Below are 23673 nucleotides of genomic sequence, written 5' to 3'. Positions count from 1 at the left end.
ACTCCACCCCATCCCCAGGAGGTCCCCATGAAAATCCCGACTGCCCGCGTCCTCGCCCTGACTGCTGCATCGCTGCTAGCGTTGACGGCCTGTGGTTCCAACGACTCCACGGCTAAAAGTGAAGCTGAGGCCCTGGTGTCATCGGCCGCAGCTGCCCACGCTGATCACGCCAACCACCCGGCAGATGGCGGGCCTGCCCCTGCCGGCATCGCCGAAGCTACCGACCCCACCTACCCTGTTGGCACCGAGGTAGTTCTTGCTGCTGACCACATGAGCGGCATGGACGGGGCGACCGCCACCGTCGTTGGTGCTTACCAGACCTACACTTACTCGGTGAATTACACCCCCACCGACGGGTCTGACCCCGTGACCGACCACAAGTGGGTTGTGCAGGAAGAACTTGCGGACGCCGGGAGCAAGCGTCTTGCTGACGGCACTCCCGTGACCATCGAAGCTGAGCATATGACCGGCATGAAAGGAGCTGAGGGTAACGTTGAATCATCAACCGATGAGACCGTGTATATGGTGGATTTCACCGCGGCCGGCATGACCATGAAGAATCATAAATGGGTCACGGAGTCTGAGATTAAAGCCGCCAAGTAACTCCTCACTCTCAAAGGGACCGCAAAACTTAAAAAGGACCGCATAATATGCGGTCCTTTTTTGGAAATGAGGTCCCCTTGCGAAGGGCGGGAAGGGGTTAGAGGGCGGGCTTAATATCGCGGACGATGGCCTGCAGCTGGCGCAGGTTGAAGTCTACTCCCAGCATGTTGGGGATCGTCACCAGCAGGGTGTCTGCCTCAGCTACGGCCTCGTCCTGAGCCAGCTCTTCAGCAATTTTGTCGGGCTCACCAATGTAACTCTTGCCGAAGCGGGAGACGGCGCCGTCCAGAATACCGACCTGGTCCTGGCCCTCAGCCTGGGCGCGCAGGCCGAAGTAGTAGTTACTCTGCTCATCAATAATCGGAATAATCGAACGCGATACCGACGTGCGCGGGGTGCCCTCGTGCCCGGCGTCCGCCCATGCCTGCTTGAAGATACGCAGCTGCTCGGCCTGCAGCTGATCAAAGGGCACGCCGGTGTCTTCCAGCAGCAGGGTGGAGGACATCAGGTTCATGCCCTGCTCGCCGGTCCAGCGGGCGGTATCGCGGGTGCCAGCACCCCACCAGATGCGGCGGGGCAGGCCGGGCGACTGGGGCGTAATGGGGTCAAGCTGAGTGGGGTCAGAAACGCTCTGGGCGATGCCCTTGCCGGCAATAGCCTCGCGGAAGAGGGCGGTGTGGCGGCGGGCCATGTCAGACTCGTCCTCACCCTCAGCGGGCAGGTAGCCGAAGTGGGCAAAGCCCTTATAGACGGTTTCGGGTGACCCGCGGGAAATACCCAGCTGCAGGCGCTCGTTACCGGCAATCAGGTCGACCATGGCGGCCTGTTCTGCCATGTAGAGCGGGTTTTCGTAGCGCATGTCGATGACGCCGGTGCCCAGCTCGATGGTGGAGGTGCGGGCCCCTGCGGCGGCCAGTAGGGGGAAGGGGGACATCTGTTGCTGGGCGAAGTGGTGGACGCGGTAGAAGGCCCCGTCCAGCCCGATGTCTTCAGCGCCGACGGCCAGGTCGATGGCCTGGTGGAGCATGTCGGCGCCCGTGCGGGTTTTGGAGCCGGGGTAGTCGCCGTAGTGGCCGAAGGAGAGGAAGCCTATTTTAGGTGCCACGATTGTATGCCTTTCAGGTTGATTTTCCTTACGGACATTACTTTACCAGGAAAGCATTGCGGGCGATAGGGAGATGCCATCGGAAAAGTGCAAATGCCCGTCACTTTTGGCAGGGCAGTTGCACTTTTCGACAGGCTAGCTAGCCAGCATCCTCACCCGGTAGGTCGAGGGGCTTTCTCCGTATTCAGCCTTAAAAGCCTTACTCACATGCGAGGGGTCAAAGAGGGCATAGCGGGCACTGATGGTCTGCACCGAATCCCCGCGGTAAAGGGGGTTAGCCAAATCCTCTCGAATACATTCCAGGCGGCGGGTGCGGATGTAGGTAGAGACGGTCTGCTGATTGGCCGCAAACCTGCCGTGCAACTGCCTCAGGGAGATATAGAGGGCGTCAGCGATTTTACCGGGGCCCAGGTCAGGGTCACCCAGGTGCTCTTCAATATAGGCGACAGCCTGGTGAAAGAGCATATTGTCCGGCGAGCGCCCGGCTTCGTTTGATTCTGCCGCCATGACGGTAATAAGCATTTCGAGGGCCGAGCGTACGAGAGCCAGGGCGTGGGGGCCGCTGAGTTCATCAAGATTAGCTGCGAGCTGCTCAAAGAGGGGCACGGCAAACTTCCCGAGCCCTTGCTGGTCAGAGACGGGGGTGGCCGTAATGACCCCTACATAATCGACCCCCAGGTGCACGAAGTTTTGCGGGAAGAGCACGATGAGGCTGCGTTGCTGGCCGGGGTATTCGAGCTGGTAGGGGCGCTTGGTCACATAGAGAGCCAGGTCGCCGGGGCACAGGTGGCAACTACGCCCGTCCTGAGTGAGCACAGCTTCGCCGTCGAGTTGCAGGCTAAGTTTGCAATAGCCGTTGTGTTCAGCGTCGTGCGCATCGGGGGTGCGGGCGACGCTGTGGGCGGGGGTAGTCATGTCGAAGAGTTCCACATCCCCCAGGGAGGCGGTGCGGACGCTGGCGCTAAAGTTTTCGGGGTTATCGCAGATGATGCGCAGGTCGCCGAAGCTTTCACGAGCACCGGCGCACCAGTCGGTGAAGCCGAGTTCTTGGTGCTGCCTGAAGCGGTAGGCCGCGCGGTTTTCTTCTTGGCTCACGTGGGCACCCTCCTGCTGTCCTGCGGCCACACAAGTGACCGGGCGCGCACTGCGCCAAATACTGTGCACGGCTCGCCTAACACGTATAAAACCGTGACTCACATCATAGATGTAACCGTTTTTAACAGCAAGGAGATGACAATGCTGTCACTACCCACATCCTATTCAGAACTGGTGAGCCGCGTGACCGCGGGTGGCACCCGCGAGGTTTTTGACCCGGCCACCGAAGAACTTATTGGCCTGGCACCCGAGCAGGGCATCGACGTCCTCGACCAGCTTGTCGCCAAGGCACGGGAGGCCCAGCCGGCCTGGGCAGCCCTCTCTCACGCCGAGCGCAGCGACTACCTCATGAAGATGGCGGACGCCATTGAGCAGGCCTCAGACCCCCTGGCCGAACTGCTGTCGCGCGAGCAGGGTAAGCCCCTCAACGGCCCCAATGCCCGGTTTGAGCTGGGCGGTTGCGTAGCCTGGACTCGCGCCACCGCGTCCTTCGGCATGGAGGAAGAGACCTTGGTGGATGACGGCGAGACCCGCGCCGTGCTCAACTACCGCCCCATTGGCGTAGTGGGTGGCATTGGCCCCTGGAACTGGCCGCTCATGATTACCATTTGGCAGATTGCCCCGGCCCTACGCATGGGTAACACTATTGTGCTCAAGCCGTCCGAGTACACCACCCTGAGCGTGCTGGCCCTGGTTGAGGTAATCAACACCGTGCTCCCCGAGGGGGTTGTGCAGATTATCCCGGCGACTCCCGAGGTAGGGGCTGCCATGACCACTCATCCGGGCATCGATAAGATTACCTTTACCGGCTCTACCGCTACCGGCAAGAAGATTGCCGCCTCAACGGCCGACACCCTCAAGCGCCTCACCCTGGAACTGGGTGGTAATGACGCCGGCATCGTGCTGGACGATGCTGACCCCAAGACCATCGCCGAGGGGCTTTTCTGGGGTGCCTTTATCAACACCGGTCAAACCTGCGCGGCTCTTAAGCGCCTCTATGTACCCGACTCCCTCTACGACCAGGTCTGTGACGAGCTGGTTGCCGTTGCCCAGAATATGCCTATGGGTGTAGGTCTTGATGAGCAGAATGTCCTGGGCCCCCTGCAGAACAAGGCCCAGTACGACATTGTTGCCAATCTGGTTCAGAAGGCTAAGGACGCCGGGGCGCGCGTCCTGCTGGGTGGCACCCCTGATGAAGAGGCCAAGGGCTTCTTCTACCCCACCACCCTGATTGCCGATATCGACAAGGACAACCCCCTGGTTGTTGAGGAGCAGTTTGGCCCAGCTCTGCCGATTATCCGTTACTCCACCCTGGAGGAAGCCCTCGAAGAGGCCAACAAGCTGAACGTGGGCCTGGGCGCCTCGGTCTGGTCATCGAATATTGAGCGGGCCCGCGAGGTGGCCGCCAAGATTGAGGCAGGCACCGTCTGGATTAACAAGCACGGCGCGATTGACCCCCGCATCCCCTTCGGCGGCATCAAGGAGTCAGGTTACGGCGTGGAGTTTGGCGTCGAGGGCCTCAAGCATATGGGCCTGCCGCAGGTTATCTGCGAATAAACCCCGACCTTCCTCTGCCCCGTCCGGACGCACCCGGGCGGGGCAGGCGTCCTTAACCTCTCTGCGGGCGGGGTTGGGTAGAAATTACTGACCGAGCGTTAAAAAATTTCTCGCGCAGACCTATTGCACACCCCACATTTTCGTATATGATTTCAAACAAATGTGACCCCTACCTCATGGGGGCGCATATCATCCACCCCCGCACACAAGGAGACACCGATGTCTTCACACATGGCAGCTACCGCCCGCCACCGGGTCAGCCGCGAAGAAAAGAAGGTGCTAGCAGGCACCCTCATCGGAACCACTATCGAATGGTACGACTTCTTCATCTACGCCCAGGCCGCAGGCCTGATTCTTGCCACCCAGTACTTCACCCCCGAAGGTGAAGACAAGACCATCGCCCAGATCGTTTCATGGGCATCCCTGGGTATTAGCTTTATCTTCCGCCCGCTTGGCGCTATCGTCGCTGGCCACATCGGCGACAAGTTCGGCCGCCGCATCACCCTGGTGCTCACCCTCATTCTGATGGGTATCGCCACCGTCGGTATCGGTTTTGTGCCCACCTACGCCCAAATCGGCATCGCAGCGCCCATCATTATCGTGGTTCTGCGTATTCTCCAGGGCTTCTCAGCCGGCGGCGAATGGGGCGGTGCCGCCCTCATGTCGGTGGAGCACGCACCTCGCAACAAGCGCGGCTTCTTCGGAGCCTTCCCCCAAATTGGCGTACCCCTGGGCATGATTCTGGCAACCCTGGTCAACCTCTTCCTCAACTCCATTTTGACCGAAGAGCAGTTCCTCAGCTTTGGCTGGCGCATCCCCTTCTGGTCGTCCATCATCCTGATTCTGGTGGGCTTCTACATCCGCCACTCCGTTGAAGAATCCCCCGTCTTCAAGGAGATGCAGAACCTCAAGAAGCGCGAATCTGCCCCGCTCAAGCAGCTCTTTAAGGGCAACACCAAAGAGGTTGTGCTGGCAGCCCTGATCTTCATCGCCAACAACGCAGCAGGCTACCTGGTTATCGCCTTCTTCATCTCTTACGGCGTGAAGGCCCTGGGCATGACCCGCGGCGATGCCATGACCGCCTCGCTTATTGGTGGTCTGGGCTGGCTTACCTTCACCATGGTCGGCGGCTGGATGAGCGACAAGATTGGCCGCGTGCGCACCTTCCAGCTAGGTTACGGCTTTATGATTCTCTGGGCCGTACCCATGTGGTTCCTCATCGACAGCGGCAACGCAGCCCTCTTCACCCTGGCTATTTTCATCCTCACCATTGGCCTAGGCCCCTCCTACGGCCCCCAGTCAGCCATGTACGCCGAGATGTTCCCGGCCTCCGTGCGATTCTCGGGCATCTCGATTGGCTACGCCATCGGCGCGATTCTGGGTGGCGCTTTTGCCCCCATGATTGCTGAGATGATTCTGAAGCAGACCGGCCAGTCCTGGATGATTGGCGTCTACATCGCGGCCCTGGCCGTGGTGTCGGTGATTGCGGTCAGCATGGTACCCAAGAGCAACCAGGAGATCGATCTTCACCCCGAAGAGGCATAAGCCCTCAGCCCCCGCCACCCACCGGTGACGGGGGTTTTTCTCTCACCCTTGACCTGCATCACTTAAAGTGAAAAGATTTAGTGAACGATTGGTCAGTTATTTCTTGGCTTTCTGACAAAGGAGTTTGAATGTCGCAGACACCCCAGGCTTATCTCGTAGGCGGCTCCCGCACCCCCGTGGGGCGTTACGGCGGGGCGCTGTCGTCCGTCCGCCCCGATGATCTCGCGGCCCTGGTGATTAAGGACGTCGTCGAGAAGGCCGGGCTTGACCCGGCGGCTGTCGACGAGGTCATCTTGGGCAACGCCAACGGTGCCGGTGAAGAGAACCGCAACGTGGCCCGCCTGGCCTGGCTGCTCAACGACTACCCCGACACCGTCCCCGGCATCACCGTCAACCGCCTGTGTGCCTCGGGCATGAGCGCTATTACCCTGGCTGCGCAGATGATTAAGGCGGGCGAGGCCGATATCGTGATTGCCGGTGGCGTGGAGTCTATGTCCCGCGCCCCCTGGGTCATGGAAAAGCCCACCACCGCTTTTGCCAAGCCCGGCCAGAGCTTCGATACCTCTATCGGCTGGCGCTTCGTCAACCCCGTATTTGCTGAGCGCGACAAGTTCACCTACTCCATGCCAGAAACCGCAGAAGAGGTAGCCCGCGTCGATTCTATTTCCCGTGAAGACTGTGACGCCTTTGCCGTCCGCTCCCACGAGCGGGCCATCGCGGCCATTGAGGCCGGGCACTTTAAAGACGAAATCGTGCCCGTGGTGGTACGGGACCGCAAGGGCCGGGAAACCGTGGTTGATACGGACGAGGGCCCCCGCCCCGGCACCACCCCCGAGGTGCTGGCCAAGCTGCGCCCGGTCGTTGCCCGTGGTTCTGTGGTGACGGCAGGTAATTCCTCCTCCCTCAACGACGGAGCATCAGCCATTATTGTGGCCTCCGAAGAAGCCGTGAAGAAGTACGGGCTAACCCCCCGCGCCCGCGTTGTCACCGGTACGTCCGCCGGTCTAGCCCCCGAAATCATGGGTCTGGGCCCCGTACCCGCTACCGAAAAAGCCCTGGCCAGGGCCGGGTGGACGGTGGCAGACCTGGGGTCTGTGGAACTCAACGAGGCTTTTGCTTCCCAGTCCCTGGCGTCCATGCGCCGCCTGGGCCTGAGCGAGGATATCGTCAACCGCGACGGCGGGGCGATTGCCCTGGGTCACCCGCTGGGCTCGTCCGGCTCCCGCATTGTCATTACCCTGCTGGGCCGCATGGAGCGCGAGGGAACCACCAAGGGCCTAGCCACCATGTGCATTGGCGTGGGCCAGGGCGCTGCCCTGCTAGTGGAGGCTGTCTAATGTTTGAACACTTCGCCGCCCTAGCTGTTGAAGAAGGCGAGGACCGCCTGGTCATCCGCATGAACCGCCCCGAGGTGCGCAACGCCATTGACGCCACCATGGTCGCCGAGCTCCACGAGGTCTGCGCCTACCTCGAAGTCACTCCCAAGATTCTGATCCTGACGGGCTGTGAGGTAGACGGGCGCGGGATTTTCGCCTCGGGTGCCGATATTGCCCAGTTGCGCGAGCGTCGCCGCGAGGACGCCCTGCGCGGGGTTAATTCGCAGATTTTTGACCGCATCCACAAACTGCCTATGCCGGTCATTGCCGCTATTGACGGCTACGCCCTGGGCGGTGGCGCGGAGCTGGCTTACGCCGCGGACTTCCGCATCGGCACCCCCTATATCAAGATGGGTCAGCCCGAAACCAACCTGGGCATTATCGCCGCCGCCGGAGCCCTCTGGCGTCTCAAAGAGCTGGTGGGCGAACCCGTAGCTCTTGAGATTCTCATGGCTGGCCGCATCCTCAATGCCCAGGAGGCACTGGATCTGCACCTGGTCACCGAGCTGCATGAGCCGTCCGAACTTTTGGATGCTGCCCATGCTCTGGCTGACCGCATCGGTACCCAGGATCCGCTGGCGGTGCGCATTACCAAGCGGGTCTTTGCGGCCCCGCGCGAGGCCCACCCCCACATTGACGAGCTGGCCCAGGCGATTCTGTTTGAGTCCCAGGCCAAGTTTGACCGCATGCAGGCTTTTCTTGACCGCAAGAAGAAGTAGAGGTTAGTGATGACTGAAGTTCACGAGTTGAAGGTTCCTGCCCGCGTGGGCGTACTGGGTGGCGGACGCATGGGCGCAGGTATTGCCCATGCCTTCCTGCTGGCCGGGGCCCAGGTTGTGGTAGTTGAGCGGGATGCCCAGGCGGCCGAAGCTGCCCGCGAGCGCGTGGAGCGCGACCTGGCTAAGTCGCTGGAGCGCGGGGCTTTTGACGGTAATTTTGATGAGCTGACCGAGCGGTTTGCAGTGTCGGTGGATTACGGTGATTTTGCGGACCGCCAGCTGGTAGTTGAGGCCGTGCCTGAGAACTGGGATCTGAAGGTTTCTGCTTTGCGGGCTGTAGAGGAGAAGCTGGGGGAGGATGCCTGGTTGGCGTCGAATACGTCTTCCCTGTCGATTGATGGGCTCGCGGAGTCTTTGCAACGCCCCGGTAACTTTATTGGCCTGCATTTCTTTAACCCGGTGCCTGCGTCCAAGCTGGTGGAGGTGGTGCAGTCAAAGCACTCTTCTACCGAGCTGAAGGAGGCTGCCCGCCTATGGGTTGAGGGCCTGGGCAAGACCCCGGTGGTGGTCAATGACGCCCCCGGTTTTGCCTCCTCGCGCTTGGGGGTGGCAATCGCTCTTGAGGCTATTCGCATGGTCGAGGAGGGCGTGGCTAGCCCGGAGGATATCGATAACGCCATGGTGCTGGGCTACAAGTTCCCGATTGGCCCCCTGGCCCTGACCGATGTGGTGGGGCTGGACGTCCGCCTGGGTATTGCCGAGTATCTTGAGTCGCAGCTGGGTGAGCGGTTTGCCCCGCCGCAGCTCATGCGCGACATGGTGGCCCGCGGGGAGCTAGGCCGTAAGAGCGGCAAGGGCTTCTACGACTACAGCTAGGCCCGCCTGCCCCAGTAGGTACCATCTGAGTCAGAAAAACCCACCTAGTTGGTGGGTTTTTCTGATTTAAGTGGTACCTACCTGACTGAGGTGGTACCTACTTGATGAAGTTGGTGATCCGCAGGGTGCACAGGCGCGCGCCCGTATCTTCGTGGGTAATAATTACTTCGTGGGTGGTCAGGGAACGGCCCAGGTGAATGGCGGACGCCGTCGCCCGCACGATGCCGGTCTTTGAGGATTTGTGGTGGGTGGCATTCACGTCTACACCCACTGCAACCTTGCCCATAGATGAGGCATGAATGACCGCAGCCCAGGAGCCTACGGCCTCCCCCAGGGCCAGCATGGCGCCCCCGTGCAGCAGGCCCAGAGACTGGCGGTTGCCCTCCACCGGCATGGTGGCCACGACCCGCTCGGCAGACTCTTCGAGTACCTGCACGCCCATCTTTTTGTCTAGCTCACCCAGGGTAATTTTCCAGAGTTCGACCTGCCCGTCAGCCTCCTGGCCGGTGGCGACCTGCTTGCCCATGAGCGTCCTTTCCGCCCTGTTCCTCAAGGGGTGCAAGGCTTTTCTTCACCTGTGATGTGAACTATAGTTTATACCAATAACTGAACGCTCGGTCATTTATTTCCGGGCTTCCCAACAGTAAGGATTTCTCAATGACGAGCACCCCCGCACTGATCCCCAGCTTCATCAAGGGCTCCTGGTGGACCCCGGAAAACCCCACCTCAACCCAGAACGTCCTCAACGCCATCACCGGCGAGCCCATCTACCGGGTATCCACCGAGGGAATCGACACCGCAGGGGCCATTGACTATGCCCGCACCATCGGCCAGGCCAGCCTGGGCAAGCTCACCTTCCACGACCGCGCCCTCATCATCAAGCAGCTGGCCCAATACCTAACCGAGCACAAGAGCGAGCTCTACGAGCTTTCCTTCGCCACCGGTGCCACCCAGCGCGACCACTACATCGACGTGGACGGCGGCATCGGCACCCTCTTCACCTTCTCCTCCAAGGGCCGCCGCGAGCTGCCCAACTCCCGCGTCATTATCGACGGCAACGTCGAGCAGCTCTCCCGCGACGGCTCCTTTATCGGTGAGCACATCTACACCACCCTGCCCGGGGTGGCCGTTGAGATTAACGCCTTTAACTTCCCCATCTGGGGCATGCTTGAGAAGTTCGCCCCGGCCTTTATCGCTGGTATGCCCACCATCGTCAAGCCCGCCACCCCCACCGGCTACGTCACTGAGGCGACCGTGCGCCTCATGCTAGATTCCGGCCTACTGCCCGAGGGGTCCCTGCAGCTGATTTCTGGTTCGGCCCGCGACCTGCTGGACTACCTGGACTACCGCGACCACGTGGCCTTTACCGGTTCGGCCGCCACCGCCCGCGCCCTGCGTCAGCACCCCAGTGTGCAGACCAAAGGCCTGCACTTTACCGCCGAAACTGACTCACTGAACGCCGCTATTCTGGGCCCGGACGCCACCACCGACACCCCCGAGTTGGAGGCCTTTATCAAGTCGGTCATGGTGGAGATTACCGCCAAGGCAGGCCAGAAGTGCACCGCCATCCGCCGGGTCCTGGTGCCTGCCGGGCGCTCTGCTGAGGTGATTGAGGCCCTGGCAGGCAAGATTTCCGGACGCGTGGTAGTCGGCGACCCGCGTGAGGAGGGCGTGACCATGGGTTCGCTGGCCTCCCCCGAGCAGAAGACCGAGGTTGAAAAGGCTGTGACCCGCCTGGTGGAGGCGGGTGGCAAGATTGCCTTCCGCGGCGAGGCCCCCGAGGGCCCCTCCTTCTACCCGGTCACGGTGCTGACCTTTGAGGACGCCCGCACCCCCGAGGTTCATTCCGTTGAGGCTTTCGGCCCGGTGACCTCCATTCTGGAGTACACCGACCTGGCCGAGGCTGTTGAGCTGGCTGCCCTGGGCGAGGGCTCCCTGGTGGCTACGGTCTGCACCCACGATAACGCCACCGCCACCCAACTGGCCCTGGGTATTGCCGCCCACCACGGCCGCGTCCTGGTGCTGGATAGGGAGGATGCCAAGACCTCAACCGGCCACGGATCCCCCGTGCCTCACCTGGTGCACGGCGGCCCCGGCCGCGCCGGTGGCGGCGAGGAGCTCGGTGGTGTTCGCGCCGTGAAGCACTACATGCAGCGCACCGCTATTCAGGGCTCTCCCAATAAGCTCACCGCCCTGACCGGGGTGTGGCACCCCGGGGCGGACGCCGCAACCGTCACCCGCGCCCAGGTAGAGTCGGGCGAGGGTGTGCACCCCTTCCGCAAGTCCCTGGCCGAGCTGGCCATCGGTGACCAGTTCGCTTCTGACCTGCGCGAAGTTACGCTACAAGACATCACCGATTTCGCCAACGAAACCGGGGATCAGTTCTATGCCCACACCGACGAGGAGGCTGCGGCAGCTAACCCCTTCTTCCCTCGTCGTGTGGCCCACGGCTACCTGCTGGTCTCGTGGGCGGCAGGGCTCTTCGTTGATCCGGCCCCGGGCCCGGTGCTGGCTAACTACGGCCTGGAGAACCTGCGTTTTATCACCCCGGTCACCTACGATGATTCAATTCGCGTGACGCTGACCGCCAAGAAGATTACCCCGCGCGTGACCGATGAGTACGGCGAGGTTACCTGGGACGCGGTGCTACACAACCAGAAGGACGAAATCGTTGCCACCTACGATGTGCTGACCCTAGTGGCAAAGACCTGGCCTATGGCTGAGACTGCCGCCAGCTAGCGCCCCAGTTTAGCCAGTAGCCGGTCGTGGTAGAAGGGCGGGTAGCAGCCTGCTTCTACCACGGCCTGCATGGCGGCATGATCACCCATAGCGGCCGCAAATGCCTGCCCCATAGTGACCCCGTGGTCGGGGGCAGGCAGAAAAGTAATGGTATCCCCGGCTGCGATGGTGCCGGGCTGGATGACGCGCAAGTAGGCGCCGGCGTCCTGACGCTCAGTAAAGGTTTTTACCCAGCCTTTGTGGCCCAGCCAGTCGGCAAAGGTGCGGCAGGGCTGGCGCGGCACCGACACCTCAAGCACGGCCGTGCCCACCGCCAGGCGCTGGTTGATGAGCACCCGGCTCCAGGTAATACCCTCGGTGGTCAGATTCTCACCGAACTGCCCGTCAGCCAAGGGAGCACCTAAGCGCTCGGCCCAGTAATCCAGTTCTTCCCGAGCAAAGGCATAGACCGCCTTGTCAGCACCGCCGTGGTGCTTGGCATCCCCCACGAAATCCCCGCGCACGCCGGAGCCGTTGCCATAGCCGGGCGCCGGGGCAAAAACCTCCAGCGAATCTACCGGCTGCTTATTGATGCCGGTGGCGCCCCTACCGGTCGGGCTGGGCATTTCTGTCCCGCGATTGGTGGAGCGGACGCGCGCCCCCGCCGGGCTTAGGCCAGGAAAGGTGGGTGCGGAGTGGGTTTCAGTCATAGGTCTACGATACCCTGCACCACCTCTAGGGGCGGGGGCCTGCCTCAATCCCCCGAAAGGCCATATCAACGACCGTATCGGCCAGGGCCTCCACGTCGCCGCCGCGGGCCGGATCGTACCAGACCGCCAGGGAGTTAATCATGCCGAAAATCAGGCGAGCCAGGGTGCGGGCGTCCGCGCTCTGCCGCACCTGCCCAGCCTGCTGGGCAGCATCCACCAGGGCCGCCAGGCGGCCGGTCAGGGCCCGGCGCTTATCGAGAGCAGCCTGCTGGGCCGGGGAATTACCGCGCAAACGCAGCAGCAGGGTCACATAAGGTAGGTGCTCAGCCAGCACAAACACGGTCTGGCGCACCACGAATTCAAGCCGCTCGCGGGCGTCCGCCTCTAAACTCTCGCCAGCCTCAAACACCTCGTCAAGGGCATCGAGAGCACGGTCGAGGGCGATGCGTAAAATCTCTTCCTTGCTGGCCACGTGGTGGTAGATAGCACTCTTGGTCAGCCCCAGGCGCTTGGCCAGCATATCCATGCTGGTGGCGTCGTAGCCGTGCTCATTGAAGACCTCTACGGCCAGGCGCAGTACCTCTTGGCGGTCATAGCCGGGGCGGCCGCGCTTGGCGGGCTGGGACTGGCGAGTGCTCACAGCATCTTCCTCTCACACACGGGTAGGGAGCCCCCGCACGGGAGCTCCCTACATGCTAACAAACCTGACCGCAGGCGAATAGGTTTATTCGTCGCCCTTGGGCTTGTTGCGGTAGTCGTAGATACGGCGAATCTTGCCGACGGAACGGGGCAGGACGTCCGGGTCCAGCACCTCGATACGGCAGGTAGAACCAATCTTGGTCTTGATGTCGTGCAGCAGACGCTTACCGGCTTCTTCGGCGGCTTCTAGGGTGAACTCTTCGCGGCGTTCGATGCGCACGGTCATTTCGTCCATGCGGCCGGGGCGGGTCAGTTCCAGGGCGAAGTGGGGCGATAGCTCGGGCTGCTGCAGGGCCAGCTCTTCAACCTGGGAGGGGAAGAGGTTGACGCCGCGCAGGATAATCATGTCGTCGCTTCGGCCGGTAATACGGCCCAGACGGCGGTGGCCGGGGCGGGCGGTACCGGGCAGCAGGCGGGTCAGGTCGTGGGTGCGGTAGCGGATAATGGGCAGGGCTTCCTTGGTCAGGGAGGTAAAGACCAGTTCGCCGGGGCGACCCAGATCGAGCACGGTGTCGTCGAAGGGGTCGATAATTTCGGGGCGGAAGTGGTCTTCCCAGATGTGGGAGCCGTCCTGCGATTCAAAGGACTCACCGGCCACACCGGGGCCCATGACCTCAGACAGGCCGTAGATATCGCAGGCCTTGAGGGTGCCGAAGGTGACCTCGATTTCGCGGCGCATTTCTTCGGTCCAGGGCTCAGCACCCAGCACAGCGGTTTTGAGGGAGGTTTCCTTGGGGTCGATACCCAGCTTACGGAAGGCATCAGCGATGGTCAGCAGGTAGGTGGGGGTGGAGAGAATCGCATCGGGCTCGAAGTCACGAATGAGCTGCACCTGCTTTTCGGTCTGGCCGCCAGACATAGGAATGACGGCTGCGCCCAGACGTTCAGCACCGTAGTGGGCACCCAGGCCGCCGGTGAAGAGGCCGTAGCCGTAGGCATTGTGCACCTTGTAGCCGGGCTTGATGCCTGAAAAGCGGAAGCAGCGGGCTACCAGGGCGCTCCAGGTGGCGATGTCGTTTTCGGTGTAGCCCACGACGGTGGGCTGGCCGGTGGTACCCGAGGACGCGTGGATGCGGCGCACATCGCTCATGGGCACGGCAAAGGCCTTGAAGGGGTAGGCCTTCCGCAGGAATTCCTTATCGGTGTAGGGGAAGAGCTTGAGGTCGTCGAGCTCTTTGAAGTCACCGGGGTGTACGCCCTGCTCGTCGTAGAGCTCCTTGTAGGCGGGTACGTTTTCGTAAGCGTAGTGCAGGGTCCAGCGCAGGCGCTCGAACTGGAGGGCCTCAATCTGGTCGCGGCTCATCAGCTCCTCGGGGTCCGGGGCGCCGGGGTCTGCGGCTCGGGGGGCCGGGGTGTAGGGGTTTTCTACGCTGCAAGAGGGGGCCTTGTAGGTGCTCATGCCTGGTGTCCTTCCGTGGCTGTTGGGGGCTTGATGGAGCGGCCACGACCGCGGAACTCAGCGATGAGTTTGTCTCCGCAGGTGACGGTCACATCAACGATGCTGTTGCGCCCGTACTGTGCTGTGAGGTTCGCTTCTGCTCGTAGGGTTTGCCCTTCGTAGGCTGAGGCGATGTAGTTAACGTCGACGCCTGCCCCCACAGTGATGCTCTGGGCGTAGAGCTCGGGGTCACTGTGGTTGCAGGCGAGGGCGAAGGCGGTGTCTGCAAAGGCGAAGGTCATACCACCGTGGATGATGCCGAAGCCGTTGACCATCTCATGCTTGATGTCCATTTCGATAATGGCGTGGCCCAGCTGGGCGGTGAGCACGCGAATGCCCATCCAGTTGCTGGCGTGATCGCGTTCAAGCATGGGGTGGGTTGCGCTCACTGTGCCTCCAAAGTATTTAGTGACCATTTGGTCAGTTATTCACTCAACCCAACTGTGTCACATTTTGGTGAGACGCGCAACACTTTAGCGGTGCTTAAAATCAGCCTCCCGCTTCTCAACGAAGGCAGCCATACCCTCTTTCTGGTCCTCGGTTGCAAAAAGAGCGTGGAAGGTGCGGCGCTCAAAAGCAACACCCTGGGCCAGGGTGGTCTCAAAGGCGGCGTTGACAGCCTCCTTGCAGACCTGGGCCACAAACTTTGACTTAGAGGCAATTACCTCCGCCATCTCAAGGGCGGTGGGGAGGACGTCCGCGTCCTGCTCCACCAGGCGGGACACCAGCCCTGCCCGCTCGGCTTCGTCCGCCCCCATAAAGCGCCCGGTCAGGCAGAGGTCCATGGCCTTAGCCTTGCCCACAGCGCGGGTAAGGCGCTGGGAGCCACCCATGCCGGGGATGACTCCCAGGTTGATTTCGGGCTGACCGAACTTGGTAGAGGGCCCGGCGACCAGCATGTCGGCCATCATGGCCAGTTCGCACCCGCCGCCCAGGGCGTAGCCGTTAACGGCAGCCACGATAGGGGTGCGCAGGCGGGTGAGGTTGTCCCAGTGGGCAAACCAGTCGGCCGCGTACATGCTGGCATAGGTCTGGGACGACATCTCCTTGATATCGGCACCGGCGGCAAACGCTTTTTCGCTACCGGTCAGGACGATAGCCCCCACCTCGGGTGAGCGGTCAAAGTCGGTTGCGGCGGCAACAACCTCGCGCATGGTGGCATCGTTGAGGGCATTGAGGGCCTTGGGGCGGTTGAGAGTAATCAGCCCCACCCGGCCGCGGGTTTCAACCAGAATATTCTCGTAGGTAGTCACGGGTGTTTCTCCTTGCTGTGAGCGGTTTAGATACCTGAGACGGGTGAGCCGTCGGCCTCGCGGATGGCGTTAATGACATCTGAGAAGTCCTTAGTGCCGCGCCCTTCTTCTACCAGGTGAGTATAGATATCTGCGGCGTGCTTGCCGAGTTCGCCGTTAACCCCTGCGGTGTCGAGGGCAGCAACTGCCAGACCCATGTCCTTGCTCATGAGGGCGGTAGCGAAGCCCGGTTCGTAGTCGCGGTTAGCGGGCGACCCGGGCACGGGGCCGGGCACCGGGCAGTTGACGTTCACCGCCCAGCAGTAGCCGGACGAAGTGGAAATGACGTCGTAGAGAACCTGGGCGTCGAGCCCCAGACGCTCGCCCAGCACGAAGGCCTCGGAGGCACCCACCATGGTGATGCCCAGCAGCATGTTGTTGCAGATTTTGGCGGCCTGGCCGGTGCTATTGGTACCGCAATGCACCACCTTCTTGCCCATCACCTCAAGCAGGGGGCGCACCTGCTCTACGTCCGCCTCAGCGCCGCCCACCATGAAGGTGAGGGTGCCCTGTTCGGCCCCCACCATACCGCCGGAAACCGGAGCATCGACGGCCCGCATACCGGCCTGCACAGCTAGGTCGGCTGCCTGGCGGGCGTGCTCTACCTCGATGGTGGAGCAGTCCACGAAGAGGGTGCCGGGCTTGGCTGCAGCCAGCAGACCGCCCTGCCCCTCGCGTCCGCCGTAGGCTCCCAGAACGTGCTGGCCAGCAGGCAGCATAGTGATGACGATATCGGCCTGGGCAGCGGCCTCTTCACCGCTGGCAGCGACCTGGATTCCGCGGTCACGGGCGGCATCGAGCGCTGCGGGCACCAGGTCGAAGCCGTGCACGGTGTAGCCTGCAGAAACCAGGTTGGCTGCCATGTAGCCGCCCATGTGCCCCAGGCCGATAAAAGCGATAGTGGGTGTGGTTGTCATCTTCTTCTCCCTTATAAGGTGGGCTATTCTGTTTCGTCGGTTCCGGGGTGAGGCCTAGCGGGGGGCCATGCGCAGGGCACCGTCCATGCGGATTGTTTCGCCGTTGATGTAGTCGTGCTCGGCGATAAAAACAGCCAGGTCGGCGTATTCAGCGGGGGCCGCGAGGCGCTGCGGGAAGGGTACGTTTTGAGCGAGTTCTTCGCGGAACTCTTCGGTAATGCCAGCCATGAGCGGGGTGTCCACGATGCCCGGGGCGATAGTGTTCACGCGAATTCCTGAGCTAGCCAGATCTCGGGCCGCGGGCAGGGTCAGGGCTACGACCCCGCCCTTTGATGCCGCGTAGGCTATCTGACCAATCTGCCCCTCATAGGCGGCGATAGAGGCGGTGTTGATAATGACGCCCCTCCCGGCTGTGCCTTTCACCGGCTCCTGGGTGGCCATCAGGGCTGCCCCGGCCGTGAGCACATTGAACGTGCCGTTGAGGTTAATGCTGACGGTTTTAGCGAAGAGGGCAGGGTCGTGCGGCCCCCTTTTGGAGAGGACGCGGGCCCCCGTGGCAATACCGGCGCAGTTGACCACGGTGCGTAGGGGGCGCTCGTCCTGCCCCACCCGTTCGAAGGCAGCTTCAACGGCAGCGTAGTCGGTGACGTCGCCGGGCAGGAAGGTGACGCCCTCAACCTCCCCGGCCTTCTCGATACCGGCGGGAAGGTCGAGGCCGTAGACGTGCACGCCACGGGCAACCAGGGCGCGGGCGGTTGCTGCTCCGATACCCGAGGCTGCGCCCGTAACCAGGGCGGTGGTGTTGGTGAGATCCATGATGCTCTCTCTTTCAGGTGGAAGGTGAGGGTTTTAGACGAAGGCTGAGTAGCCGGTCAGGGCCCGGCCCACGATGAGGGAGTTGATTTCGTAGGTGCCCTCGTAGGTGTAGAGGATTTCGGCGTCCCCAAAGAACTTGGCCATCTCGTAGTCGGTGGTCATGCCGTTGCCACCCTGGATTTCCCGGCCCAGCCAGGCGCTCTGCCGGGCCAGCTTGGTGGTGGTGGCCTTGGCCATGGCGGCGTGAACCATGTCGAGGGTTCCGTTTTCTTGCATGCGGGCGCAGTTCATCATGAGCCCCAGGGCTGCCTGGGTGTTGCTCATAATTTCTGCGATGTTCTTTTGGACGAGCTGGAACTTAGCCAGGGGCTTGCCGAACTGCTGGCGGGTGATGGCGTAGTCGCGGGCGATATCGAAGATACCCAGCTGAATACCGTAGCCCTGCCAGCCCACCCAGGCGCGGGAGTTGCGCAGCATCTCGTTGGCGGCGTCGAAGTTGACGGCCCCGGGCAGGTGGGCGTTAGCGGGCACCTTCACGTCGGTGAGGGTGATGTGGGCGTTCTGCATGACGCGCAGGCCGATCTTGTTGCGAATTTTCTCAGCCTCATAGCCGGGGGCATCGGTGGGGACAATGAAGGCCTTAATCTGCTGGTCGGCGGTATCGCGAGCCCAGACCAGGGCAAAGTCGGCGATGGTGCCCATGCCGATCCAGCGTTTTTCGCCGTTGATGACCCAGTTTTCGCCGTCAAAGGTGGCGCTGGTTTCGAGGCCGCCGGCGATATCGGAGCCGTGGTCGGGCTCGGTCAGGGCAAAAGCGCCGGTGAGTTCAAAGCTTTCGAGTTTTGAGAGCATCTCGTCTTTCTGCTCGTCAGAGCCGAGAATATTGACCATGCCGAGCACCAGCTCGTTGTGAATACCAACCAGGGCTGAGAGTGAGACGTCTACCCGGGTCACTTCTGCGTAGACCAGGCCGCGGAAGAGCCAGGAGGTGCCGCTGGTTTCAAGGCGGGCCAGGCCCACTTCAGCCATACCTTCGAGCAGGTGCAGGGGGAATTCTTCGGTGTTCCAGTAGTCAACGATGTGGGGGCGCACTTCTTCTTGTAGGTAGGTGCGGATGCGCAAGAACCACTCTTTTTCGTGGTCGGGCAGCAGGTTAAGGACGCCGAAGGGGTCGATGTCGGGGAAGGGCAGGGGCTTTTCGGGTGGGTTTTTGACCATTCCGCGGATGTGGGTGTTCATAGGGTAGCTCTCCTGTGCAACGTCGTCGTGTGCAACTCACGGGCGGGGTTCACCCGCACTTTTTGTGTGAGTCAAGCCATATTTAGCTCTGAATGTACTCCACCTTGGGGGCCGCCGGGTAGCTTTTGGAGGAATTAATTGGTTCGTTACGCACAGACAGGCTCGCCGTCGTTGATTTTTCCACAGGGTCTTGGCAGGGGTGCCACCCCTCCCCTATAGTGACTCACAGCACCCTATCGTGACCCGCGCCACTATTCTTGTGTGGTTTATTGCCGAAAGAGGTTACTCATGAGCGTTACCGAAGAGTTCCGCACCATTCGCGATCAGCTTGTCGCCCTGCGCGAAGACTACGCCGCCGCGCGCGAACAGTTCACCTGGCCCCGGTTTGAGCACTTCAACTTCGCCCTCGACTGGTTTGACCAGGTAGCTGCCAGCGAGGAACGCAAGGACGCCCCAGCCCTGATTATCGCGGAGCAGGACGGTTCCAGCGTAAGCGTGAGCTATGCAGAAATGTCTCAGCGGTCATCGCAGGTGGCTAACTGGCTACGGTCGGTAGGCGTGAAGCGCGGTGACCGTGTGATTCTCATGCTGGGCAACCAGGTAGAGCTCTGGGAACTCATGCTCGCCGGTATCAAGCTGGGCGTTATTCTCATGCCCTCCACCGAGATGCTTGAGCCGGTTGACCTCGATGAACGCATCAGCCGTGGCACGGTCGAATGGGTCATTACTAACAGCAAGAATGTGCCCAAATTCGAGCGGGTTGAAGGCAACTTCACCGTGATTGAAACAGACGGTAAGACCGAAGGGGCCCTGACCAAGCACCCCCACCTGAACTACCTGGATGCGGCGTCCGCTCCCACCGATTTCACCCCGGATGCCCCCACCCGGGGCGACGAGCCCCTGCTCTGGTACTTCACCTCGGGCACCACCTCACGGGCCAAGATGGTGGAGCACACCCACACCTCCTACCCGGTGGGCCACCTTTCGACCATGTACTGGATTGGCATGGGCCCCGGCGACGTGCACCTGAATGTGGCTTCACCCGGCTGGGCCAAGCACGCCTGGTCCAACATTTTTACCCCCTGGATTGCTGAGGCAACCGTCTTTATCTACAACTACTCCCGCTTCGATGCCGCTGCTCTCATGCAGAACATGGAGAAGTTCGGGGTCACCAGCTTCTGCGCCCCGCCCACCGTCTGGCGCATGCTCATTCAGGCTGACCTGAGCCAGCTGGCAACCCCGCCCACCAAGGTCGTTGCCGCAGGTGAACCGCTGAACCCCGAGGTAATTTCCAAGGTAAAAACCGCCTGGGGTGTGGATATTCGAGACGGCTTTGGGCAGACCGAATCCACCGTGCAGATTGCCAATACACCCGGCCAGCCCATCAAGATTGGCGCTATGGGCAAGCCCCTGCCCGGCTACGACATTGTGCTGATTGACCCGGCTACCGATGAGATTTCTGAAACCGAGGGTGAGATCTGCATTCGCCTGGGCGATGCCCGCCCGCTGGGCCTGATGACCCAGTACAAGGGGGACCCCGAAAAGACCGAGGACACCATGCGCGGGGGCTTCTACCACACCGGCGATATTGCCGAGCGGGACGAGAACGGGGTGCTCACCTATGTGGGCCGCGCCGACGACGTCTTCAAGGCCTCCGACTACAAGCTCTCCCCCTTTGAGCTGGAGTCCGTGGTCATTGAGCACCCAGCTGTGGCTGAGGCTGCGGTAGTGCCCTCACCCGACGAGATCCGCCTGGCTGTGCCCAAGGCTTACATTGTGCTGGCCGCTGGGCACGAGCCAACGGCTGAGACCGCGAAGGATATTCTCAAGTACGCCCGCGACCACCTGGCTGCCTACAAGCGGGTGCGCCGCATCGAGTTCTACGAGCTGCCCAAGACCATTTCGGGCAAGATTCGCCGTGTGGAACTGCGGGCCCGTGAGAACGAGTTCCACGGCCGCCACGGCGAGAAGAGCGCCGCAGCTCTGGCCGCCCGCACCACCACCGAAGGCTACGGCCACGAGTTCGCCGACACGGACTTCCCGGACCTCAAGGGCTAGTAGGCAAGCTATCTTTCTCTACAACGAATGTGACTCATATTCCCAAGCGGGCGTTAAAACAACACCCTTTCGGGAATATGAGTCACATTCGTAATGGGGTGACTGCGTCTCTAGGCTAGGCCCAGTTCCCCCGCCTTCGTGGGGGTAAAGAAGGCCAGGACGCTCTCGCGCGAGACCTCCGCGAGGCTGGCAGGGGACCACTGCGGGTTACGGTCCTTATCGACCACCTGAGCCCGGATACCCTCACGCATATCGTGATGGGCCAGGGCATTACAAGAGGTGATGAAATCCTGATTCAGGGTCTCTGCCAGGGTCTGGGTACCAGCCCGACGCACAGCCTCCAGAGCCACCTTCATACCGGTCGGCCCGTTCTTCTGCAGGGCTGCCAGAACCGTACCGGCGAACTCGGTGCCGTCCGCCCCCGAATCAGCCACCGCCTGGACCTTCTCAAGGATTTCCTCAACGGTATCGGCGGCAAAAGCACCCTCAATCCAGTGGGCGTTCTCCACGAGCGGGGAGGGAGGCGCATCAGCCGCAAAGCCCTCAATGACGCGGGTGACGGCGTCCGCCCCCTCGACCTTCTCAAGGGCAGCGACCAGGTCATCAAGCTTCTCAGACGGCACGAAATAATCAGCCATGCCGACGGCGAGCGCGTCCGCCCCGGTCACGTGCAGGCCAGTGACGGCCATGAGGGTGCCAAGGTTCTGCGGGGCGCGGGCCAGGATGTTAAGGCCACCCACATCGGGGCAGAAGCCGATGACGGTTTCAGGCATGCCGGTGCGGGTGCGTTCGGTGACGATGCGGTGGGAGCTATGGGCTGAGACGCCCACGCCGCCACCCAGCACCAGGCCGTCCATGAGGGAGATGAAGGGCTTAGGGTAGCGGGAAATACGCAGGTCCAGGGTGTACTCCACTCGGAAGAAATCCACGCCCTGATCCGGGTTTTCGCCGGTGGCCTTGTAGAGGGCTACCACGTCGCCACCTGCGCAAAGACCCCGTTCACCGGCGCCGCGCAGGAGTACGGCGGTGATGCCGGCGTCCTGTTCGAAGTCGTCCAGGGCTGCGTTCATCAGCTCCATCATCTCGGCGTTGAGGGCATTGACCGCGCGTGGGCGGTTAAGGGTGATAACCCCCAGACTGCCGCGTTTTTCGGTCAGGACGCTCTCGGTCGGCTGGGTGCCGGGCGTATCGGTCACGGTGGGCCTCCTTTAGTTGCCGGTGGGCATAACGAAGCTGGCACCCTCTTTAATGCCGGAGGGCCAGCGGGATGTTACCGTCTTGGTCTTGGTGTAGAAGCGGAAAGCGTCGGGCCCGTGCTGGTTGAGGTCGCCGAAGCCGGAGGCCTTCCAGCCGCCAAAGGTGTAGTAGGCAATGGGCACAGGGATCGGCACGTTCACACCTACCATACCCACATCGACGCGGCGGGCGAATTCGCGGGCGGTGTCGCCGTCGCGGGTGTAGATGGCAACGCCGTTGCCAAACTCGTGGTTGGTGGGCAGGGCCAGGGCCTCTTCGAAGTCATCGACGCGCACCACGGAAAGGACGGGGCCGAAGATTTCTTCGCGGTAGATGGACATATCGGTGGTGACCTTATCGAAGAGGGTAGCGCCGACGTAGTAGCCGCCCTCGTGGCCTTCAACCTTAACGCCGCGTCCGTCCACCAGTAGCTCGGCGCCTTCCTTCTCGCCGGCGGCGATGTAGCCTTCGATGCGTTCGAGGGCGCTGGCGGCAACGACGGGGCCGAAGTCCGCCTCAGGGTCAAGGGCGTGGCCGACCTTGAGGGTCTTGGTGCGCTCGACCAGCTTTTCAACCAGGGCGTCGGCGGTGGCCCGGCCGACGGGCACGGCCACCGAGATAGCCATGCAGCGTTCACCGGCAGAGCCGAAGGCTGCGCCGATCAGGGCGTCGGCCGCCTGGTCGAGGTCTGCGTCAGGCATGATAATCAGGTGGTTCTTGGCACCGCCGAAGCACTGGGCGCGTTTGCCGGTGCGGGCGGCGTGCTCGTAGATGCTCTGGGCGATGGGGGTGGAGCCCACGAAGCCGACGGCCTTAATGCGGGGGTCATCGAGCAGGGTATCAACGGCCTCCTTATCGCCGTTGACCACGTTGAAGATGCCGTCGGGCAGGCCGGCTTCAGTCCAGAGCTCAGCCAGGCGCAGGGGCACGGAGGGGTCACGCTCTGAGGGCTTAAGGACGAAGGCGTTACCGGCTGCGATTGCGGGGCCACACTTCCAGAGGGGAATCATGGCCGGGAAGTTAAAGGGGGTAATACCAGCGACCACACCCAGGGGCTGACGCATGGAGTACACGTCGATGCCGGTGCCTACGGAGTCGGAGTATTCGCCCTTGAGTAGGTGGGGGGCGGCGGTGGCAAATTCGACAACGTCAAGGCCACGCTGGATATCGCCGTGGGCGTCAGCTACGGTCTTGCCGTGTTCGAGCGAAAGCATCTCGGCCAGTTCGTCGGCGTTCTGGTTGACCAGATCCACGAAGCGGTGCAGAATACGGGCGCGCTTCTGGGGGTTGGTAGCAGCCCACTTGGCCTGGGCTTCTGCAGCGTTGGCGATAACATCGCGCACCTCATCAGCGGACGCCAGGGGCACCTGGGCCTGCACCTGGCCGGTGCTGGGGTTGTAGACATCGGCGAAACGACCTGAGGTTCCGGGGCGATGGGCGCCGCCAACGTAGTGGGTTAACTGCTTCGTCATCGAAGCCTCCTTCCGTGAGGGCGCACAGATTTCTGTGCATCAGCTCACACGATACAGAAAAAATAGACGGGTGCATAGAGGTCAATCCCAAGATTACGCTTGACCGTGATGCGCTCAAGACTATATTCTGAACGAACGGTCAGTAATTAGTGCAGACGGGGCTGCCTCGCCCCGAGCAGCCCGCACCCGCAAGGAGCCAGAC

General features: G+C 62.0%; 21 protein-coding genes. 8 read left to right on the top strand and 13 right to left on the bottom strand.

The genetic code is table 11. The annotated features are described in order from the left end of the window. The first annotated feature begins 27 nt into the window (after positions 1–27). Positions 28–603 carry a YdhK family protein gene (locus HWU94_RS00845; RefSeq protein ID WP_185173898.1) on the top strand — a complete coding sequence of 192 codons (576 nt, stop codon included), beginning with the start codon at positions 28–30 and terminating at the stop codon, positions 601–603. A 97-nt stretch (positions 604–700) separates the two neighbouring features. Here the strand turns inward: HWU94_RS00845 and HWU94_RS00840 are convergent, their stop codons facing one another. Both HWU94_RS00840 and HWU94_RS00835 read right to left on the bottom strand, forming a co-directional pair. Then, positions 701–1708: an LLM class flavin-dependent oxidoreductase gene (locus tag HWU94_RS00840; protein WP_409348796.1), complete on the bottom strand. Its 1008-nt coding sequence runs from the start codon at positions 1706–1708 to the stop codon at positions 701–703. A gap of 135 nt (positions 1709–1843) precedes the next feature. Beyond that, complete coding sequence (locus HWU94_RS00835) at positions 1844–2803, bottom strand: helix-turn-helix domain-containing protein (protein ID WP_185173897.1); 960 nt, start codon at positions 2801–2803, stop codon at positions 1844–1846. A gap of 141 nt (positions 2804–2944) precedes the next feature. On the opposite strand from HWU94_RS00835, the gene HWU94_RS00830 reads away from it, so the two are divergent. From HWU94_RS00830 to HWU94_RS00810, 5 genes are all read left to right on the top strand, one after another. After that, entirely contained in the window at positions 2945–4360 is a 1416-nt protein-coding gene (locus HWU94_RS00830; RefSeq protein ID WP_244955982.1) for an aldehyde dehydrogenase family protein, read from the top strand. A gap of 219 nt (positions 4361–4579) precedes the next feature. Then, positions 4580–5905 carry an MFS transporter gene (locus HWU94_RS00825; protein WP_185173895.1) on the top strand — a complete coding sequence of 442 codons (1326 nt, stop codon included), beginning with the start codon at positions 4580–4582 and terminating at the stop codon, positions 5903–5905. Positions 5906–6033: 128 nt separating this feature from the next. After that, on the top strand, positions 6034–7242 hold the full coding sequence (locus tag HWU94_RS00820; protein WP_185173894.1) for an acetyl-CoA C-acyltransferase: 1209 nt from the start codon (positions 6034–6036) through the stop codon (positions 7240–7242). Further along, positions 7242–8000, top strand: coding sequence for an enoyl-CoA hydratase/isomerase family protein (locus tag HWU94_RS00815; protein WP_185173893.1), 759 nt, complete (start codon positions 7242–7244; stop codon positions 7998–8000). The genes HWU94_RS00820 and HWU94_RS00815 overlap by 1 nt, the downstream gene beginning before the upstream one ends. 9 nt (positions 8001–8009) lie before the next feature. Next, entirely contained in the window at positions 8010–8876 is an 867-nt protein-coding gene (locus HWU94_RS00810; RefSeq protein ID WP_185173892.1) for a 3-hydroxyacyl-CoA dehydrogenase family protein, read from the top strand. 97 nt (positions 8877–8973) lie between these two features. Here HWU94_RS00810 and HWU94_RS00805 read toward each other — a convergent pair whose 3' ends face one another. Further along, entirely contained in the window at positions 8974–9402 is a 429-nt protein-coding gene (locus tag HWU94_RS00805; RefSeq protein ID WP_185173891.1) for a PaaI family thioesterase, read from the bottom strand. Positions 9403–9533: 131 nt separating this feature from the next. Between HWU94_RS00805 and paaZ the strand changes: the two genes are divergently transcribed. Continuing rightward, positions 9534–11615: a phenylacetic acid degradation bifunctional protein PaaZ gene (gene paaZ / locus HWU94_RS00800; RefSeq protein WP_185173890.1), complete on the top strand. Its 2082-nt coding sequence runs from the start codon at positions 9534–9536 to the stop codon at positions 11613–11615. On the opposite strand, the gene HWU94_RS00795 is transcribed toward paaZ, so the two are convergent. The 8 genes from HWU94_RS00795 to HWU94_RS00760 all read right to left on the bottom strand — a co-directional run bounded on the left by HWU94_RS00795 (position 11612) and on the right by HWU94_RS00760 (position 18705). After that, positions 11612–12304: an MOSC domain-containing protein gene (locus HWU94_RS00795; protein WP_244955981.1), complete on the bottom strand. Its 693-nt coding sequence runs from the start codon at positions 12302–12304 to the stop codon at positions 11612–11614. The two genes, paaZ and HWU94_RS00795, sit on opposite strands and share 4 nt — an antisense overlap. A 25-nt stretch (positions 12305–12329) precedes the next feature. Beyond that, complete coding sequence (locus HWU94_RS00790; protein ID WP_185173889.1) at positions 12330–12944, bottom strand: TetR/AcrR family transcriptional regulator; 615 nt, start codon at positions 12942–12944, stop codon at positions 12330–12332. A gap of 84 nt (positions 12945–13028) precedes the next feature. Then, positions 13029–14402 carry a phenylacetate--CoA ligase family protein gene (locus tag HWU94_RS00785; RefSeq protein ID WP_185173888.1) on the bottom strand — a complete coding sequence of 458 codons (1374 nt, stop codon included), beginning with the start codon at positions 14400–14402 and terminating at the stop codon, positions 13029–13031. Then, positions 14399–14830, bottom strand: a complete 432-nt coding sequence (locus tag HWU94_RS00780) for a PaaI family thioesterase (protein WP_244955980.1) — start codon at positions 14828–14830, stop codon at positions 14399–14401. Before HWU94_RS00780 ends, HWU94_RS00785 begins: the two co-directional genes overlap by 4 nt. Before the next feature lie 84 nt (positions 14831–14914). Further along, positions 14915–15694: an enoyl-CoA hydratase gene (locus HWU94_RS00775; RefSeq protein ID WP_185173886.1), complete on the bottom strand. Its 780-nt coding sequence runs from the start codon at positions 15692–15694 to the stop codon at positions 14915–14917. Between the two features lie 26 nt (positions 15695–15720). After that, positions 15721–16650: a 3-hydroxyisobutyrate dehydrogenase gene (mmsB, locus tag HWU94_RS00770; RefSeq protein WP_185173885.1), complete on the bottom strand. Its 930-nt coding sequence runs from the start codon at positions 16648–16650 to the stop codon at positions 15721–15723. 54 nt (positions 16651–16704) lie between these two features. Continuing rightward, entirely contained in the window at positions 16705–17466 is a 762-nt protein-coding gene (locus HWU94_RS00765) for an SDR family oxidoreductase (RefSeq protein ID WP_185173884.1), read from the bottom strand. A 33-nt stretch (positions 17467–17499) separates the two neighbouring features. Then, a complete protein-coding gene (locus HWU94_RS00760; RefSeq protein WP_185173883.1) occupies positions 17500–18705 on the bottom strand; it encodes an acyl-CoA dehydrogenase family protein in 1206 nt (401 codons plus the stop codon). Positions 18706–18993: 288 nt separating this feature from the next. On the opposite strand from HWU94_RS00760, the gene HWU94_RS00755 reads away from it, so the two are divergent. After that, on the top strand, positions 18994–20763 hold the full coding sequence (locus tag HWU94_RS00755; RefSeq protein ID WP_185173882.1) for an AMP-binding protein: 1770 nt from the start codon (positions 18994–18996) through the stop codon (positions 20761–20763). 110 nt (positions 20764–20873) lie between these two features. On the opposite strand, the gene HWU94_RS00750 is transcribed toward HWU94_RS00755, so the two are convergent. Continuing rightward, entirely contained in the window at positions 20874–21959 is a 1086-nt protein-coding gene (locus HWU94_RS00750) for an enoyl-CoA hydratase/isomerase family protein (RefSeq protein WP_185173881.1), read from the bottom strand. A gap of 12 nt (positions 21960–21971) precedes the next feature. Then, positions 21972–23471, bottom strand: coding sequence for a CoA-acylating methylmalonate-semialdehyde dehydrogenase (locus HWU94_RS00745; protein ID WP_185173880.1), 1500 nt, complete (start codon positions 23469–23471; stop codon positions 21972–21974). Positions 23472–23673: the final 202 nt, after the last annotated feature.

The sequence above is a fragment of the Rothia nasimurium genome (assembly GCF_014217215.1).
GTDB lineage: Bacteria > Actinomycetota > Actinomycetes > Actinomycetales > Micrococcaceae > Rothia > Rothia avistercoris.
The sequence above is the reverse complement of the archived record's forward strand: the minus strand, read 5'-3'. Positions and strand labels throughout refer to the sequence as shown.